The sequence below is a fragment of the Microvirga sp. GN3 genome, from assembly GCF_055792825.1.
Genome location: NZ_JBVVAK010000075.1, coordinates 1 through 17,032, shown reverse-complemented (window position 1 = coordinate 17,032; position 17,032 = coordinate 1). Strand labels below are relative to the sequence as shown.

The window sequence follows — 17,032 nt, the reverse complement described above, 5'->3', positions numbered from 1 at the left end:
TGAGCGTCGGTGCGCTCTCAATCTTTGAACGCCGGTGTGCTTGGCACGATGTTAATGGATCCCTCCGGCGTTTCGACCCGGATCTGCCCTTCGATGGCGACCGGATGAACCGAGACCGTGTCGAACGCTGGCCGGTAGGAACCGATGGCGTCGAGAGACAGGACGAGATCCTTACCGCTTCGCCGCAGCTGGAAGCGAAGCTCCAGCCGTGCGTCGCCCTGCCAATCCGATGTATCTCCGTCGTCCTCGTAGAGGTATGCATCGGCGACGTCCTGCGGAGCCCCGAAGACAATCAACTCGCGCTGCGTGTCGGCGCTCGGATTGATCCCATCGGTTTGCCGGGTCACCGGAATGATGGCACCGCACCGGACGAAAACAGGCAGACGGCCGAGAGGTGCCGGGACCGTGATCGTCTGCCGCCCATCGAAGTGGCGTCCGTCGTGGAAGTCGAACCAGCCGCCCGGATGCTCTGGTAGGTAAACCTTCCGGTCCGTTGCCCCCTCGTCAAGAACGGGCGCCACCAGAATGTCTGGCCCGAGCATAAAGCTGTCTTGGACATCAAGGGCTGCACGGTCATCGGGGAAATTATAAAACAACGGACGCACGACCGGCTCGTTCTCACGTGAGGCCCGCCACATCTGTGTGTAGAGGTAAGGCATCAGCCGGTAGCGCAGCGTGATGGTATCGCGGACCTGAGGAATGACACTCTCGTGCATCCACGGCAGGTTGACGATGCCAGTGTCCTTCCAGGAGTTCATGACGAAACGTGGCCAGAGAGAGCAGAATTCCACGAAACGGCAGAACAGCTCCGGATTCGGACTCGGCCCGTGGAAGCCTCCGACATCATGCCCGATGTTGAACATGCCGGTCAGGCTCATGTTGAGCCCTTGAGTTAGATTGAATCGAAGAGTCTTCCAGGCCGTCTCGTTGTCGCCGGACCACGTCTGGGCATAGCGCCACAGGCCCGCCGCTCCACCGCGCGTGATCGCATAGGGCCGTTTCCCGGGTGCTGAGGCGGCCTGCGCCTCGAAGGACAACTTCGTCATAAGAAGCGGCTGCGCCGCCCGCGCCAAGGTCTGTGGGAAGGGACGCCCATCGCCGTTGCACATGGCGTCCTCGTCCCAGATCTCGTACTCGTTGTTGTCGTTCCATACTGAGACGACCCCATAGTCGAGCAGTGCGGTCTGAATTCCATCCCGCCACCAGGCGCGCCCATCGGGGTTCGTGAAGTCGACGTGGAAGCCCAGACCATCCCAGAACTGCGCCACGGCCGGCTGACTCGTCGTGCCATCCATCACGAGAATACCCTGCTCCTGCGCCTCGTGCAGGCGGGGATGGTCATCCAGAAGGCAGGGCTTGAGATTAGTGACCGGCTGCTTGCCGGCCTCCTTCAGCCGGCGCATGGTGCCTGCGGGATCGGGAAACTTGTCGCGGTTCCAGTTGAATGCGTAGCGGCGGTGCCCAATGGACGTGTAACCGGAGCCGAAATGAAAGCTGTCACAGGGGATCTGGTGGTACCGACACTTCTCAATAAAGTCCGTGATCCTCGCATCGGCGTCCGGTGCGTCCGTGATTGTCATCGTCGTGGTGGCGAAGCCGAGCGCCCATTTCGGCGCGAAGGCTTGACCGCCTGTCAACCAGGAAAAGCGCTGCACCACATCCGGCACGCCGGGTCCCGCGATGACGTAGAAATCGAGGTCGCCATCCTGCGCGCTGTAGGATCGAAACAGCCCATGATAATTGTCGATCGTGCAGCCTAGATCCATCTCTCCGATGGCAAGATTGTCATAGAAGACGCCGTGCGCGCCCACTGGGCCGTCGACGATGAGGAATGGGATCATCTTGTAGAGCGGATCGCTCAGCTCCGCATCGAACCCACATGGATCCACGGCGTCGATCTTGAAGCGCCGACTGGTGTGGTCGAGGGGCCCCGCCTTGTCGCCGACGCCATAATGGCGCTCGTGCTCCTCGCGCGCCATGACGTGCTGAAGTGCGCCGGTCTTGCGCGACAGCAAATAGGCCTGGGTCGGACGGTCGCGCAGGAAAGGACGGCTTTCGCCGGTCCGCTGCCAGGCAATGCCGAAGGGATTGAGGGTCACGATTGCGGACAAGCCGGCCGCCTCGAGCACGATGGTGCCATCCCGTTCCGCCACCGAGGCTTCGGGGCAGGAGAACCCCTCCGTGGAATCCCGCAGGCGGCCCTCGAAGGAAGGCTCCAGCCCACCGGGTGCAATGCTCCAGCCGCGGTCGAGGCGATAGCCGCCATCGCGCTTCATGACAACGCGGCCGATATCCTGCTCAAGGATTCCGACGCGTAGCTCCGCGCCCCACCCAAGATCGAACACGGCCCAGACTCCGTCCCGGCCGCGATAGCGACCCTCCGTCAGCGCTTTCATCGAAATTGTCTCCTCAGCAATATCAGCGAATGTGGATCGCGTTGCCGTCCGCGTCGAAAAGGTGAAGCGTCTCGCGCTTAAGCCGCAGTCCGACCCTCTGGCTTCGGTCGTATCGGGCCTGTCCATCCTGGCGCACGGTCAGCTGCGGCAAGCCGGGAGCCGATCCGTACAGGTACGTTTCGCCCCCGAGCTGCTCCACCAGGTCGACCGTGATGACAAGATCCGCCTGGGTCTCATCCACGACATCAATGTGCTCCGGGCGCGCCCCCAGTGTGATGGTGGCTCCCGAGGCTGCCTGACCGGTCGAGGGCAAGGCAATCGGTCGTGTGTCGGTTTCAAAAGCGACCTGTCCGGAACCCGCTACCCGCGCCGGGAGTAGGTTCATGCGGGGCGAACCGATGAAACCTGCCACGAAGAGATTGGCTGGATGATTGTACACCTCCAGCGGCGTTCCGACCTGCTCGATGCGTCCGGCCCGCAGCACCACGATGCGGTCGGCCAGGGTCATGGCCTCCACCTGATCGTGGGTGACGTAAATCATGGTGCCACCGATCTCCCCGTGCAGAGCAGCCAGCTCCTTGCGCGTGGCAACCCGCAGCTCCGCGTCGAGGTTGGACAGCGGCTCGTCAAACAGGAAGATCTTGGGATCGCGGACGATCGCACGGCCGATCGCGACGCGCTGGCGCTGGCCGCCCGAGAGAGCCTTGGGCTTGCGATCGAGATAATCGGTGAGCCGCAGCATCTGAGCCGCGCGGCGGACACGCTGATCAATCTCGGTGCGGCTGAGCCCCATGTTCTCAAGGGCGAAGGCCATGTTTTTGTACACGCTCATATGTGGATAGAGCGCATAGGATTGGAACACCATCGCGAGCCCCCGGTCAGAGGCCGGAACGTTCGTGACGCTCTGACCGTCGATCCGGATCTCACCGCCGCTGACCTGCTCCAGGCCGGCGATGATGCGAAGAAGCGTGGACTTGCCGCAGCCGGAGGGGCCGACGAACACCACGAATTCGCCGTCCTCGATCGCCAGATCAACCCCATGGATGATCGTCGCGGAGCCATAGGACTTCTTGATTTCGGTGAGTTTGAGGTCAGCCATGGTTCAATCAGTCCAGTTATTTCATCCCGGTGTTGGCGATACCGGTGGTGATGAAGCGTTGCAGGAACACGAAGACGATCGCGACTGGAGCCAGGGTCATCACCGTCATCGCGAGCAGATACTGCCACTGCGTCTGCAGCTCGCCCTGGAAGGCGTTGAGGCCGATCTGCAGCGTATAGGATTCCGTCTTTGTCAGAACGGCGAGCGGCCACAGAAACTCGTTCCAGCGCCACATGATCGAGAAGATGGTCAGCACGGCGAGCGCCGGCAGGGTCAGGGGCATCACAATACGCCAATAGATCTGCCATTCCGATGCCTTGTCCATGCGAGCCGCTTCGATGAGATCGCGCGGCAAGGTCAGCATGTACTGACGCAGGAGGAACACGCCTGTCGGTGTCGCGGCGCCCGGCAGGATCACAGCCCAGAGTGAGTTGACCAGTCCGAGCTTGGTCACCACGAGATAAACCGGTACCAGGATGATGGTGATCGGGATCATCAGCGTGCCGATCACCATCAGCATGGCGGCGTTCTTGCCTTTGAACTCGTAGATGGAAAGAGCATAGGCCGCCATGGAGTTGATCAGAAGGGTGATCAGGGTTGCGACTACCGTCACAAAGACCGAGTTCGCTAGAAACTGCGGGAAGGCAAAGCGCTCCAGCGGTTCGGTGTAGTTTTCCGTGGCGAGTGCAAATTGGCGCACGGGTACCCGCTTGTCGATGGGCACCCGCACCTGCTGGCTTGGGTTGGCTGGATCGATCATCTGAGCTTGAATGCCGACGCGGCGGACCTGTGCGAGCTCTCGCGTGGTTCCGTCCTCCATGGTCACCGTGAACAGAGGCAGCGGCTGCGGGTAGCCGGGCACGTTCACTTCCTTCTGCGACATCGGCAGAAGCGAGGGGGGGAACTCAAGCAAGCTGGCCTGTGTCTTGAATGACGACAAAACCAGCCACAGAACCGGGCCGAACATCAGGAGCACGCCGAGCAGCAGGTACGTGTAGGCTGCGATGTCGGTCCAATGCCAACCCTTGGGATTGCGACGGGCAGTGACGAGATGAGCAATGTTCATGACGGCCTCACGAGGACTTGCGTTGCGTGAAGGCGAGCTGCGCCAGAGTCAGTGCGAAGAGCACGATGCCGAGCACAACCGAAGCCGCCGCGGCGAGGCCGAAATTCTGAACCTGGTTCGAGAATGCCGTCTCGTAGATGTACTGCACGACCATCAGGGTGGATGTTCCCGGTCCGCCTCCGGTGAGCACGAACACCTCATCAAAGGTCTGAACGGCGCGGATCAGGGACAGCACGATCACGACGACAAGGTTGGGCCAGAGCAGCGGCAGGGTGAGGCGCCAGAACACACGCCACCGGGGCGTCGCATCCATTTCGGCGGCCTCATAGATGTCCGCTGGAATGGCCTGGAGCCCCGCCAGAAGGATAAGAGTGTAAAATCCCATATGGGACCAGACCGATACGAAGATGGCCCAGAACATGGCCCAGCCGGGCTCAGTCAAAAACAGGATCCTGTCCCCGCCGAAGCCTGTGATGGCGGCGTTCAAAAGACCATCGCGCTGCAAAATCCACTTCCAGATCAGCGCCACCACAACGGGAGACAGCAGGACGGGAAAGAAATAAACCGCGCGGAAGAAGCCTCGGCCGCGGATCTTCATGTTGAGAACGATGGCAGTCAGGAGCGACAGCCCCACCATCGCAACAACCTGAAACAGAGAGAAGAAGAGCGTATTGTAGACGCCGCGCCAGAAATGGTCCTCGCGGCAGGTGTTTGGATCCACATAGGACCCGCACTCGAACAGATACGAGTATTGGCCAGCGCCGACGTAGGGGCGCTCAGACGGGAACAGTGCAGGACCGCCAGTGACCGAATAGACGAAGTTGATGATGATCGGCACGAACACGAATAGGCCGAAGAACACAAGGTTCGGCAGCAGGAAGACATAAGGCATCCGCCTCTCGCCAATGAGGCGCTGCAGGCCCGCCATTGGCCAATCGACGATCCGAGAGATCAGTTTCAGGACAGGGTTCGTCCCGCGCGACTGAGCGAGACCACCTGCCGGAGCGGGCGGTGTCACCGGAGATGTCTTTGACGTGAGGGTCATGGTGTGTTCAGCCAGAGAGAGAATGCTCCGGGCGACCTCGCCCGGAGCAGGTTTCGGGCTTTACTTCTTGGTGCGCTCGGCAATCTGCTGCTGCACATCCGACTCGATGCGCTGGTAGGCCTCGTCCAGTGAGGCCTCTCCGGCGATGGCTTGGCCAAGCCGGCTGATCACCGCGTTGAAGATCACACGGTTATGGACGTAGCCCTGAAGCCTGTTGGCAACCGGAGAGAGCTGCGACACGCCTTCGTTGAACACTTTCAGCGCGGCCTTGCCCTGTGGTGAGGCGCTCTTGTACTCAAGACCTTTCTTGGCGATGCCCAGATGGCCTGGCACGAAGAGTGACCGGTCATAGAATTCTGCCGCGACCTGCTCGCTGGCGAGATATTCCATGAGGCGCGCGACTTCTTTCGGATGCTGGGTAGTCTTGATGGCCACGAGCGCGGCGCCGCCCGGCATGCCGGAGCAGTTGGCGGGTCCGCAGGGCGTCGGAACCGCCACCCAGTCGAATGCGTCGCCGATCGTCTTGTCGAACTGACCGATCTGCCAGGAGCCCGACTCGTACATCACGACCTGCGCGTTCTTGAACTCGTCATTGGCACCCCGGTAGGCGGTGCCTGCCACCGAGCCCCAGAGCTCCTTCGACATCACGCCATTCTTGTGCCAGTCGAAAACGAGCTGCGCTCCCCGCTTGAATCCTTCGTCCACAACGGCGGGTTCGCCCTTCTCGTTAAACAGCTTCGCGCCCTGTGTGATGGCAAGGCTGAAGAACCGGTGACCGGACCGGTCAATGGCGATCGGGAATGGCGCCTGCACCTTTGCAGCAACATCCTTCGCCGCTGTGGCCCACTCCTCCCAGGTTGCCTTGGGACCGGGCATGGCGACATTGGCCTGCTCGAACAGGGTCTTGTTCACGAAAGGACCCGTCAGGGTGAGCTGGGTCATGAACCCCGGGATCGAAGTCGTGTCGCCCGGGACCCGCATCCATTCGAGGAAGGGTCCGAAGTTGGTCTCGAAATAAGCCGGATCCTTGAGATGCGGACGCAAATCCAGCATGTAGCGGGCCACGCCTCCGAGATCCGCGACACGCGCGAGGTCCGGGCCCTGTCCTGCCGCGAGCTGCACCGGCAGGTTCTCATTGATGGCTTTGAACGGAACCTGATCGAGAACGACCTTGATGTCCTTGTTTTGCCCCTCAAAGCGGCGCAGGAGATCCGACATGACCTCGCCTTCGTTGCCGTCCGAGTACCAGGTCATCCGCAGGGTTGTTTGAGCTTGAGCGTTGCCAAGTCCGAGGCTCGCCGCGAACAGGGCGCAGCCAAGGAGCATCGTTGTACCCTTCATTGTTTCCTCCGTTTCGTTTTCTCGTCGAACGCCGAGATTTGCTTGGATCTGTGGCGCCACAGAGGCGTCAGATCTTATTAACACCCGGCCTTGGGGCCGGCTGGATCCTCCGCAACGGAGGAATTCGATCGAGCAGCGTTCGGGCTCGCTTTCGTTCAAACCGGCATTCCGCGATGCCCTGGATGGCGCCCAGTTCTCGGCAATGCGACAGCTCGGCCGCGGACATGCGTCCAGAGGCTTGAAAATCCCAAAGCAACCGTCGGCATGCACTTTGGCAAACGTTTACCTAGTTGTCTATCATTCTTTAGGGTAACTGACTTGACGGCAGCATCCGAGACCATCAACAGGATGAAACGAAGTGGTGGATCAAGCCGGATGAGCAAGCAGAGACAGTTCAGGCAGGAGCCGGTTTCGCTGGCGACCGTGGCGGCCCAAGCTGGGGTGTCGATTGCCACCGTGTCCCGGATTGTGAATGGTGAGACCCGCCGTGCATCAGCCGAAACCGTTGAGCGGGTCCAGAAGGTTGTGGCGGCCCTCGGCTACCAGCCTAATTACGTCGGCCGGACCTTGCGCAGGCGAGAAAGCCGGATTGTCGCCATGCTGTCACCCAATCTCGACAATCCGGCCATGGCGGCTATCGCGGCCTCTGTCGAGACGGCACTCCGCTCCGCCGGCTATGTGATGATCCTGTGCGACACCCATGACCGCGCGGAACTTCAGGATGAATACCTCCAGGCCATGCGATCGCAGGTCGTGCAGGGCTATGTGGTCGTCAATGCTGTACGCAGTGAAGCACTGTCCGCCTCGGTTGCCCGGGGAGATCCCATCGTGTTCGTCGGTCGCCGAAATCCCGACGGAGGAGGCTCCTTCGTGGGAATCGACAATCGGCGTGCCGGAGCAGATGCGGCTGATCACCTTTGGACACGAGGGATCAGAGACTTTGCTGCTATCTACCCCATGCAAGGTTCATCGGTGTCACATGACCGTGTGGGCGGCTTTATCACCCGTCTCGGGGAGCTTGGCCTGCCCCAAAAAACAATACGGCGGGCCGAGGCACCGGGCCTGACGCATATGGAGGTGGGCTACGCCGCAGCTCAAAGGCTCGTTGACGGACAACCATGGCCTCAGGGGCTGCTCTGTCCGAGCGATCTCATGGCCTATGGAGCCTATCGCTTGGCGATGGAAAAAGGCGTCCGAATCCCTGAGGAATGCAGGATCGTGGGTGTCGACGATAACAAGCTCAATGCTTGGATTGCTCCCTGGCTGACTTCGGTCTACATCCCGTATGTGGATTTCGGCGCGAAGGTCTTGGATCAGTTGCAAGCCTTATGGGGCGGTGAGAAACCCTCTGAGCAGCTTCTGCCGCATACGCTTATCGTCCGCTAATTCAGCCCATGTCCCGTGTCACAGCTTGTAGGCCTCCTTCGCGAGGCGATAGGCAAGATCGTACGCCACCTCGTGCGCCTCGTCCTCGTCGAGGCGATGGCTCGTCACGAGGTTTGCGAGATAGGCGCAGTCGACCCGACGGGCCACGTCGTGCCGCGCTGGGATGGACAGGTAGGCGCGCGTGTCGTCGTTGAAGCCGACCGTGTTGTAGAAGCCGGCCGTCTCCGTGGTGAGCTCGCGGAAGCGGCGCATGCCCTCGGGCGAGTCGAAGAACCACCAGGCGGGACCGAGCTTCAGGGCCGGATAATGGCCCGCGAGCGGCGCCAATTCGCGCGAATAGCTCGTCTCGTCCAGGGTGAAGACGATCAGCGTGAAGTTCGGCTCGTTACCGAACCGATCGAGCAGCGGCTTCAAGGCGCGGACGTAATCCGTCTGCAACGGAATGTCGGCCCCCATATCGCGGCCGAAGCGGTGGTAGAGCACATCGTTGTGATTGCGGAAGGAGCCGGGATGAAGCTGCATCACCATCCCGTCCTCGACGCTCATCGCCGCCATCTCAGTCAGCATCTGGGCGCGGAAGAGTTCCGCATCCTCAGGCATCACGTGTCCCGTCGAGACGCGGCGGAACAGGGCCTCCGCATCCGCTTGGGAAAGATTGGCCGTTCGCGCCGTCGGGTGCCCGTGATCGGTGGAGGTCGCGCCATACTGGCGGAAGAAGGCGCGCCGCTTCCGGTGCGCGTCCAGATAGCCGCTCCAGGTCGACGTATCGCAATCGGTGATCTCACCAAAACGTGCGAGGTTCTCGCGAAAACCTTCAAACTCCGGATCGATGACCGGGTCCGGACGATAGGCGGTCACCACGCGTCCCTTCCAGCCCGACTGCCGGATGATCTCGTGATGCTTCAGCGGATTGAGCGGGCTCTCCGTCGTGGCAATGGCCTCGAGGCATCGTCGACTTAACGGGTTGAGATAGGTTTGCCTGACCTGGGCTGTCGGATCAGAGGCCAGCCGCAAGACCTGTGACGTGCGCCCAGGTCGCAAAGGCCCACGCTCGGGACTTGCGATGATCGACGGCGCTGGGGTTGGCAGGACGGCGGAAGAGATTTCCCACCTGATCGTGAACCGAGAGGAAGCGTTGCGCCTGCCCAGCTGACTTGAAGCGCTTCATGATGCACTCCCGTCGTCGGGTCGGCTGATAACTATTCTCCGCCCGGTTGTTCAGGCCCTGGTGCTGACGATGTTCGACACCCGGCATGATCTCCCGCTGGGCCGCGCCGTAGCTGGCGAGTTTGTCCGTGATCATCACGCGAGGCGCTATGCCCTGCTTCTTGAGCAGCTTGCGCAACAGCCGCTTGGCCGCTGTGGCATTGCGGCGACTCTGGACGAGGATGTCGAGCACAATCCCATGCTGGTCCACGGCCCGCCAGAGCCAATGCTTTTCGCCCGCGATGGTGATCACGACCTCATCCAGGTGCCATTTGTCTCCGGGCACCGGAAGACGGCGGCGGATCTGGTTGGCATAGGTCTGACCGAATTTCAGCGCCCACTGCCGCACCGTTTCATGGCTGACCAAGATGCCTCGGGCGGCCAGCATCTCCTCGACCATGCGCAGGCTGAGTGGAAACCGGAAGTACAACCAGACGGCATGGCTGATCGCTTCTGCCAGAAGCGGTGGCGAGCGTAGCGAGCGTGACGGGTCGATTTCATCCTCTACCTATGCCAGCATCCCGTCACCTCCGGGTTAAGATGACGGTGCCGGTTTTCCTTTGTCTGAAACGAAAACGCCCCAGCCGATTCCGCCGTGCGGAGCTCTCAGCCAAGGCGTCTGCCAACGCTTGGGGGCTATGGCTCGGCTCGCATAGCAGGACTCAGTCCGAGAGTCGAATCCCCTGAAACGGGAGCGCCCTGGTTGAGTGTGAATCGCGATCACTCAGCCAGGGCGCCTGCGATGTCACTGGAGATGCATCGCGCTATCGTCGTACGGCTGTCGGGTAAAAAGATCGTTGCTGGCGCAGAGCCGTAAATAGAAATGCCCCAGCTGAGGATGAACCTTGGGCCTCAGCCAGGGCGCTAGCGGAGGTAAGGGCTCCGCGTTCATTCGGGCTGATACGCAACGCGCCCGGTGAGATCATCTTGACCCGAGATGGTGAACAATCGGTGTTCTCGAATGGGACGCCCCAGCCAAGAGAGGTTCGCTAAAACTCTTAGCTAGGGCGGTGGTTGCCGTAGGAGCACGTGAGCCACAAGTAAGAGGATAAATCGTTCTGGCTCGCCCGCAACGTCCCAGAAGGCGGGGCGCACTGTCTCGGAAAATCCGGCCTCAGCAAGTGGAGTAGCCCAGAAATAGGAACGCCCCGGCTGAGTACTTTGTCGATACCTCAACCAGGGCGCCGTGGCTCCCGTAGGGGCAACTATTTGAGCCACGCCTTATAGGCTAAGCGGCCCCTGTCCATCCGCAACTGAGCAAGAGAGGTGGGGCTTTGGTCCTGAACCGCGCCCGACTTTGGTCGTGTAACGCGCACTCTCTGTTTTCAGGCGTAGCCCAGAAAAAGAAACGCCCCGGCTGAGGGCTGTCTTGGTCCTCAACCAGGGCGCTCAGCGGAGGAGGATATCTCCGCATCTGTTCGGGCTGATACATAACGCGCCCAGTGAGATCATTGTGGCCAGACGCAGTAAACAATTCGTAGCTGCTTAGTGAGGTTGCAGCAATTAGGTCCGGCACACGAATCCTGAGCCCGGGATGATGTCTATCCGCTTGCTTTGCTCTTTCGAGAAGGAGGGCGGCGCTTTGGCTTCGAGGCTTCCGCTGGCGCCGTGATGGTCTCGTCAATCGCTTCCGCATCTTTCGCGGCAGTCTTCCTTCTCTGCTGGCCGAGGCCGCTGTTTCTAGCAAGTTCAGAGCGCTTCGCCGCATAGTTGGGTGCAACCATCGGATAATCGGCCGAGAGCCCCCACTTTGCACGATACTCCGCAGCGGTCAGCCCCAACTTTCCAAGGTGACGCTTGAGCGTCTTGTACTTCTTGCCGTCTTCAAGACTGATCAGGAAATCGGGCGTGATGGATTTGCGGATCGAAACGGCCGGCTCTGGCTTCTCAGGTTCTGCCTGTTTGGGAGCGACTAGGCCTCGGAGTGCGGCATGGACGGATGCGATCACGTTCGGCAGATCGGCTCGATGAACAGAGTTATTGGCGACATAAGACGAAACGATATCTGCAGTGATGCTAGCAAAGTCTAGCTGCTCTTCAGGTTGATCCATAACTCATCCTATCCGCGGGAAGATAAGGCACGATCAGGTAGCCAATTATATTGCGGGGTCAAGCTGCCACGAGGGTTCATTCCGGCTACCGATGCGGCAAAGCGCCGGCAGATCATGCATAAGTAGGGGAGCATAAGGATTTGTGGGGCACCCGGTCATGGATCTGTTTCTGGATCCCGCCATCTCAACACGTCTCCCTGCCGGTCAATGGGGCTGCTCTCAAGCGCTTCATACCTGCCCCACCAAACCTCATGCTCTCCCTAAAGCCAACGAGAATCTCACGTTAAATGTCCAAATACTTGTCTCACGCCAGAAGCTAAGCCACTGAAATCATTAGACTGGCTGTCTCATGCCAAAATGGTCAGTGACACCGGGCCAATACCATGGCCGAATCCAGGATGGACTACATCGCGGGGCCGGTTCCGGTCAGGCTACATGTTGTCTTCGTCATGAAGAACGGTGCCAGCCCGCTTGGCCTCATCTTCGATTGCCTCGTCGATCGACTTGATCGCGTTCTGGATCTCCGTGAACTCGACGGCTCTCTCGGGAATGAAGGCCGCCGTGTTGATGATGATCTCGGCCATCTCGCGCCGGTGCGCGACCAGCCGCTCGCGTGCTTTCTGCAATTGCTGAACGTAACGGTGCGTCATGGGATCAATCCGCTTCGAACCCCGGTCAGGCCGCGCCAGAATATCATGTTTGCCGACATAGGATCGACCGAAGCAGCCGGGTTGCCTGAGGGTCTCGGGCACCAGCGTTGTGCAGATAGCCACGTGCAAGGGAATGGGGCCCGGGAGACGCTTCCCTGACCAGGAACGGCCGCTCTTATATGGGCTTGTCCCGTGAGGCGCCGCTCAGGCGCCGGAGCGAAGGAGGGACACATGTCGATCGTGAAAATGGTGGAGTTGTCATCCCAGTCGCCGGACAGCTGGGAGGATGCGACGCGCCAAGCGGTCGAGCGCGCCGCACAGACCTTGCGCAACATTCGCTCCGTCTGGGTCAAGGAGTTCGAGGCGGTGGTGGAGAACGAGCAGGTCACCCAGTTTCGGGTGATCCTGAAGATCGCGTTCCAACTCGACGAGGGGGCGAGTACCAGGAGCACACGGAGCATGGGAAGCGAGGAGATCCTCGGTCTGGAGTGATATCTTGGACCTTTTGTCAGAAACACAGAGCGGTCGCACTCGGGTGAGATCGCATGGCTGAGGGGGCGGGCGAAAAACGTTTCGCCCCCAGGGCAGAGGCGCTTGGCAATGCCTGATGATGCCGACCGCACCATCCCGGATGCTCAGGACTGGGTGCCGGAGGCGGGCGTGCGCCACATCGGCTTCAAGGACGTCGGGCTGCCGTTCGCCAGCTTGCGCCGCCTTGCGGACACCATCCGTGCTGGCGGTGCGCCCCTGTACTTAGAGGTGGTCAGCCTCGATGCGGCAAGCCAGGAGGCTTCCGCGCGAGTGGCGGTCGGGCTTGGAGTTGATGTTCTGATGGGCGGCACACTCCCACATGTGGTTCTGCCCATCCAGGCCGGCACGGGCATCCGTTACTATCCCTTCCTGGGCGAAGTTGTCGGCCATCCAAGGGTCCTTAGAGGGACCGCCGACACTATTATCGAGAGCGCCTGTCGGGCGGCCCTGGATGGGGTTCATAGCCTCGACCTGCTCGCCTACCGCTCCCAAGGCGACGTTCCGGATCTGATCATCCGGGTTTGCCGGGAAGTCGCCCCCAAGCTGGTGGTGGCAGGCTCAATTGACCGGCCTGAGCGAATAAATAACCTTCTCAAGGCTGGAGCGGCCGGCTTTACCGTCGGCACGGCAGCGTTGGATGGCGCCTTTCCGGCCCACTCGACCAGGCTCGTGGATCAGCTGGCGTTCAATGCCGAACAGGCATCATCATCTTGGGTGAGCCTCTAGGGGCCTCGCGAGCCGCGTGTCTGACTGAGGCGCACACAAAATCAGAGCCGGCACAGGAGATCTTAGTGTAGCCCGAGACAGGCTTAGGCAGGAGGAGTATCATTTTCCCCTGCGTTTCGGCGCTCATCGCTTGATGTGGGCATGAGCCATGAAGTCGATCCTGGTACCAGTGGAAGAGCATCTTCTGATTCAGCCTGTCCTCGAGACCGCGCTGCTGCTGGGGCGCGCCCTGGACGGCTACCTGGAGGGCTTGGCGATCACCCCCAACCTGCCGCCCTACATCGCGTCCGACATTACCATCGGCGACATCCCGTTTCTCGATCCTGAGGTGCAGCGGCAACGGGCCGAGGCCTCGCGCCGCCTGTTTGAGACCTTCATGATGGCTCACGAGGTTCCACGATCCGACACAGGGCCATCAGGTCTTGGCTTCGGTTGGCGCGGCGGTGATCTGGCCGAGGACGACTTCGTCGGCCACTATGCGCGGGCCTTCGACATCACCGTGCTCGGGCGGCCAAGTGACCAAGCCAACCAGCCTCGTCCGCCGACGGTCGAGGCGGCGCTGTTTGAGAGTGGCCGGCCAGTCCTGCTCGTGCCTCCGACACCGCCCAGCACCCTTGGTACGACTGTGGTGATCGCCTGGAACCGCAGCACAGAAACCGCACGGTCGGTGGCGTTGGCGATGCCGCTCCTGGCCCGGGCGCAGCGGATCGTGGTGGTCGACTTCGACGACTGGGGCGTATCAGGCCCGTCGACGCAGGATCTCAGCCGCACCCTCATGCGGAATGGGCTGTCGGTGGAGACGAGATCCTTGCCCAACCCGCATGGACATGCGGGCGAAGCCGTTCTGTCGGCGGCGGTGTCGCTCGGGTGCGATCTACTGGTCAAAGGCGCCTACACCCAGAGCCGGCTACGGCAGTTCATCTTCGGCGGGGCCACCAGCCACATTCTGTCCAACACCACCGTTCCGGTCCTGATGGCGCACTAGACTGGGTTCCCAGTTCGCCATCGCGGCGGATCACCAGAACGGCAGTTCGATTGTCGCTGGCGAGCCAGAGGCATATAATCTGCAGGCGCCAAGAAGCCGCGCCACGCGGCGCCAATCTCTAGGACATGCCTCGTGACGCAGGGAATTCCTTGCCAATGGGAGGCACGTCATGGCGATCGCATCCACACTCCAACAGTACATGGACGAGCAAGGGATCCGGTACGATCTGGTCCCGCATGAACCGACCCTGTCGGCCCTTGGGTCCGCCCACGCAGGTCACATCCCGAGTGACAGGCTGGCCAAAGCTGTCGTGCTCAGCGACGGTGGCCGCTACAAACTCGCCGTCCTCCCGGCCTCGCATCATCTCCGGCTGTCCGATCTCAGGATGGAGCTCGGCCATGAGGTTCACTTGGCCAGCGAGCCGGACGCTGCGGACATCTTCCGCGACTGTGCGCTCGGCGCGGTTCCGGCGGTGGGTGGGTGCTATGGGCTGGATGTGATTATCGACCACAGCATCGACCAGCAGCAGGAGCTGTATTTTGAGGGTGGTGACCACGCGACTCTGGTTCATGTGAACGGGACCGAGTTTGCCCGGCTCAATCCTCAGGCCCAGCACGGATCCTTCAGCGCCCGCGATTGATGGCGTGGCTCAGGTGAAGGCGAGCACGGCGCCTGACAGGGTGCTGCCCAAGCTCAGGAGAAAGATGATGAAAGCAGCTCTGGTGTTTGCCGGCAGCGGGCCGATCGTGATTCTGACGTCGACCCGTCCTTGTCCGACGCTGGCCTGCTGCGCGCTCTGAAGGCGCACGGGGTTGGCAAGTTTATCGCGTACCAGCTTCCGCTCGATATCGTAGCGGCCCGCTATGGCGGCCATTTCCAGGTGGTGATGAACGACGCCCGTGACAGCGATGACCTGCGGGTGCTCGATGACAACGGCGATCGGGCCTTCCGCCTCTTACGGTTTTCGGAGCTTGGGCCGCCGATCCTGCATGATGAGGATCAGCCTGAGAGCCGAACCGAAACTGCGGCGTGATTTCAAGCGGATACATCTCGGCTGTTCTACCGCAGCGGACAGACCAGATGCCATATGTGGACGGCTTCCTCCTCACAAGGGTGTTGGTCAGTACTATGATCGGATCGCTTGCGCCCATATGTCCGGCCTGTCGGTGCGGTCGCGCATGACCGCGGGCCAAGATGGTTTCCGCGACGTGAGTTCCAAGCATGGGGGCGACCTGTCACAGCCGATAGCATCTACGGAGTTTCTCACATCTCGGATCGATCGATCACACCATCTGCTCATTTCCTTGCAAGTTCCGGCAGCAGCTCAACCCGGGAAGTCTTGAGGGCCTCCCGAGGTCGGGCTGATCTCTAAACCGCGCCCGCCCCTGCGGGCGAGGCCGATTTCGCTTTGTAGACCTCGCCTGTCACCATCAGTTTCCAGGCGATCCGGGCGATCTTGTTGGCCAGCGCCACCGCGGCCAGCTTCGGCGGCTTGCGCTTGAGCAACTCCACTAGCCACGGCGACGCCGCCGCACTCTGACTGCGCCGCAACTGCCGGATCACCGCCGTGGCGCCGACGACCAGCACGCTGCGCAAGGCCTCGTCGCCCGCCCGAGTGATCACGCCGAGCCGCACCTTGCCGGCGGTGGAGTGATCCTTCGGGGTCAGGCCGAGCCAGGCGGCAAAGTGGCGAGCCGAGCGGAACGCCTCCGGGGTCGGCGTCTTCATCACCAGCATCGAGGCCCCGATCGGACCGACGCCGGGAATCTTGGCCAGACGCCGGCTGCACGCATCATCCCGATGCCAGGCCATCAGCTTGTCTTCCACCTCCTCGAGCCGGGCCTGCAGCTGGGCGTATTCCTTGGCCTGCATCTCAAACAGCCCCTGCGCCAAGGCCGGCAGTGTGTCATCCGCCCGGATCCGTTCCAGCAGCGGTTCGATCTTGCACAGTCCCTTCGCCGCCACCAGCCCGAACTCGGCTGCATAGCCGCGGATCGCATTGGTCAGTTGGGTGCGCTGGCGGATCAGGCGGTCGCGCAAACCTACCAGCATCAGAGCGGCCTGCTGCTCTGTGCTCTTGACCGGCACAAACCGCATGGTCGGCCGGCTCATCGCCTCGCACAGGGCTTCCGCATCGGCGGCATCGTTCTTGCCGCGCTTGACATACGGTTTGACCAGCTGCGGTGGGATCATCTTCACCTCGTGACCCAGCGACTGCAGCAATCGCGCCCAGTGATGAGATCCACCGCAGGCCTCGATCGCCACCACCGTTGGTGGCAACCTCGTGAAGAAGGCCACCAGGTCGTGGCGCCGTAGCTTCTTGCGCAACACCGGCTCCTCGGCGGCGTTTACGCCGTGCAGCTGGAAGACATGCTTCGATGTATCCGGCATTATCAACCAAAGACAGCTACCTTTGAGACGAGGTTGATCCCGCCGTCCTTCGATCGGCGCATCTCGCGTCCAATTGCGGAGCGGAAAACGGCTGGAAGTTGGAGTGCAGGCGGTATTCTCGCCCACAACGTCTTGGTCACCGGCCGTCCTTTGCGTGTG

At 61.3% G+C, this 17,032-nt stretch carries 14 protein-coding genes and 3 pseudogenes; 6 read left to right on the top strand and 11 right to left on the bottom strand.

Going from position 1 to position 17,032, the window contains the following annotated elements; all coding sequences use genetic code 11:
• Window positions 1–17 precede the first annotated feature (17 nt).
• The 5 genes from ACS5Q1_RS28550 to ACS5Q1_RS28530 are packed head-to-tail and all read right to left on the bottom strand — an operon-like array spanning window position 18 to window position 6,947.
• Window positions 18–2,396, bottom strand: coding sequence for a glycoside hydrolase family 31 protein (locus ACS5Q1_RS28550; RefSeq protein ID WP_473101354.1), 2,379 nt, complete (start codon window positions 2,394–2,396; stop codon window positions 18–20).
• Window positions 2,397–2,418: 22 nt separating this feature from the next.
• A complete protein-coding gene (locus ACS5Q1_RS28545) occupies window positions 2,419–3,495 on the bottom strand; it encodes an ABC transporter ATP-binding protein (RefSeq protein WP_473101353.1) in 1,077 nt (358 codons plus the stop codon).
• A 16-nt stretch (window positions 3,496–3,511) separates the two neighbouring features.
• Window positions 3,512–4,561 carry a carbohydrate ABC transporter permease gene (locus ACS5Q1_RS28540; RefSeq protein WP_473101352.1) on the bottom strand — a complete coding sequence of 350 codons (1,050 nt, stop codon included), beginning with the start codon at window positions 4,559–4,561 and terminating at the stop codon, window positions 3,512–3,514.
• A 7-nt stretch (window positions 4,562–4,568) separates the two neighbouring features.
• Window positions 4,569–5,606, bottom strand: coding sequence for a carbohydrate ABC transporter permease (locus tag ACS5Q1_RS28535; protein ID WP_473101351.1), 1,038 nt, complete (start codon window positions 5,604–5,606; stop codon window positions 4,569–4,571).
• Between the two features lie 60 nt (window positions 5,607–5,666).
• Entirely contained in the window at window positions 5,667–6,947 is a 1,281-nt protein-coding gene (locus tag ACS5Q1_RS28530; RefSeq protein ID WP_473101350.1) for an ABC transporter substrate-binding protein, read from the bottom strand.
• A 375-nt stretch (window positions 6,948–7,322) separates the two neighbouring features.
• Between ACS5Q1_RS28530 and ACS5Q1_RS28525 the strand changes: the two genes are divergently transcribed.
• Window positions 7,323–8,333 carry a LacI family DNA-binding transcriptional regulator gene (locus tag ACS5Q1_RS28525; protein WP_473101349.1) on the top strand — a complete coding sequence of 337 codons (1,011 nt, stop codon included), beginning with the start codon at window positions 7,323–7,325 and terminating at the stop codon, window positions 8,331–8,333.
• 18 nt (window positions 8,334–8,351) lie between these two features.
• On the opposite strand, the pseudogene ACS5Q1_RS28520 reads toward ACS5Q1_RS28525, so the two are convergent.
• The 4 genes and pseudogenes from ACS5Q1_RS28520 to ACS5Q1_RS28505 all read right to left on the bottom strand — a co-directional run.
• Window positions 8,352–9,278: pseudogene (locus ACS5Q1_RS28520) on the bottom strand (glucuronate isomerase); the annotation flags it as partial.
• Window positions 9,279–9,330: 52 nt separating this feature from the next.
• A pseudogene (locus ACS5Q1_RS28515) lies at window positions 9,331–10,040 on the bottom strand (IS6 family transposase).
• Window positions 10,041–11,080: 1,040 nt separating this feature from the next.
• A complete protein-coding gene (locus ACS5Q1_RS28510; RefSeq protein WP_473101348.1) occupies window positions 11,081–11,590 on the bottom strand; it encodes a Ros/MucR family transcriptional regulator in 510 nt (169 codons plus the stop codon).
• Window positions 11,591–12,021: 431 nt separating this feature from the next.
• Entirely contained in the window at window positions 12,022–12,240 is a 219-nt protein-coding gene (locus ACS5Q1_RS28505) for a hypothetical protein (protein WP_473101347.1), read from the bottom strand.
• 231 nt (window positions 12,241–12,471) lie between these two features.
• On the opposite strand from ACS5Q1_RS28505, the gene ACS5Q1_RS28500 reads away from it, so the two are divergent.
• From ACS5Q1_RS28500 to ACS5Q1_RS28480, 5 genes are all read left to right on the top strand, one after another.
• Entirely contained in the window at window positions 12,472–12,732 is a 261-nt protein-coding gene (locus ACS5Q1_RS28500; protein WP_203446389.1) for a dodecin family protein, read from the top strand.
• A 108-nt stretch (window positions 12,733–12,840) separates the two neighbouring features.
• The gene (locus ACS5Q1_RS28495) at window positions 12,841–13,497 is read left to right on the top strand and encodes a 4-hydroxythreonine-4-phosphate dehydrogenase (RefSeq protein WP_473101346.1); all 657 of its coding nucleotides are present in this window, start codon (window positions 12,841–12,843) and stop codon (window positions 13,495–13,497) included.
• Window positions 13,498–13,645: 148 nt separating this feature from the next.
• Entirely contained in the window at window positions 13,646–14,482 is an 837-nt protein-coding gene (locus ACS5Q1_RS28490; RefSeq protein WP_473101345.1) for a universal stress protein, read from the top strand.
• A gap of 169 nt (window positions 14,483–14,651) precedes the next feature.
• Entirely contained in the window at window positions 14,652–15,122 is a 471-nt protein-coding gene (locus ACS5Q1_RS28485) for an aminoacyl-tRNA deacylase (protein WP_473101344.1), read from the top strand.
• 129 nt (window positions 15,123–15,251) lie between these two features.
• Window positions 15,252–15,515, top strand: a complete 264-nt coding sequence (locus ACS5Q1_RS28480) for a cytosolic protein (protein WP_473101343.1) — start codon at window positions 15,252–15,254, stop codon at window positions 15,513–15,515.
• Between the two features lie 335 nt (window positions 15,516–15,850).
• Here ACS5Q1_RS28480 and ACS5Q1_RS28475 read toward each other — a convergent pair whose 3' ends face one another.
• Both ACS5Q1_RS28475 and ACS5Q1_RS28470 read right to left on the bottom strand, forming a co-directional pair.
• Entirely contained in the window at window positions 15,851–16,873 is a 1,023-nt protein-coding gene (locus ACS5Q1_RS28475) for an IS110 family RNA-guided transposase (RefSeq protein ID WP_473101342.1), read from the bottom strand.
• A 2-nt stretch (window positions 16,874–16,875) separates the two neighbouring features.
• A pseudogene (locus ACS5Q1_RS28470) lies at window positions 16,876–17,032 on the bottom strand (IS1595 family transposase); the annotation flags it as partial.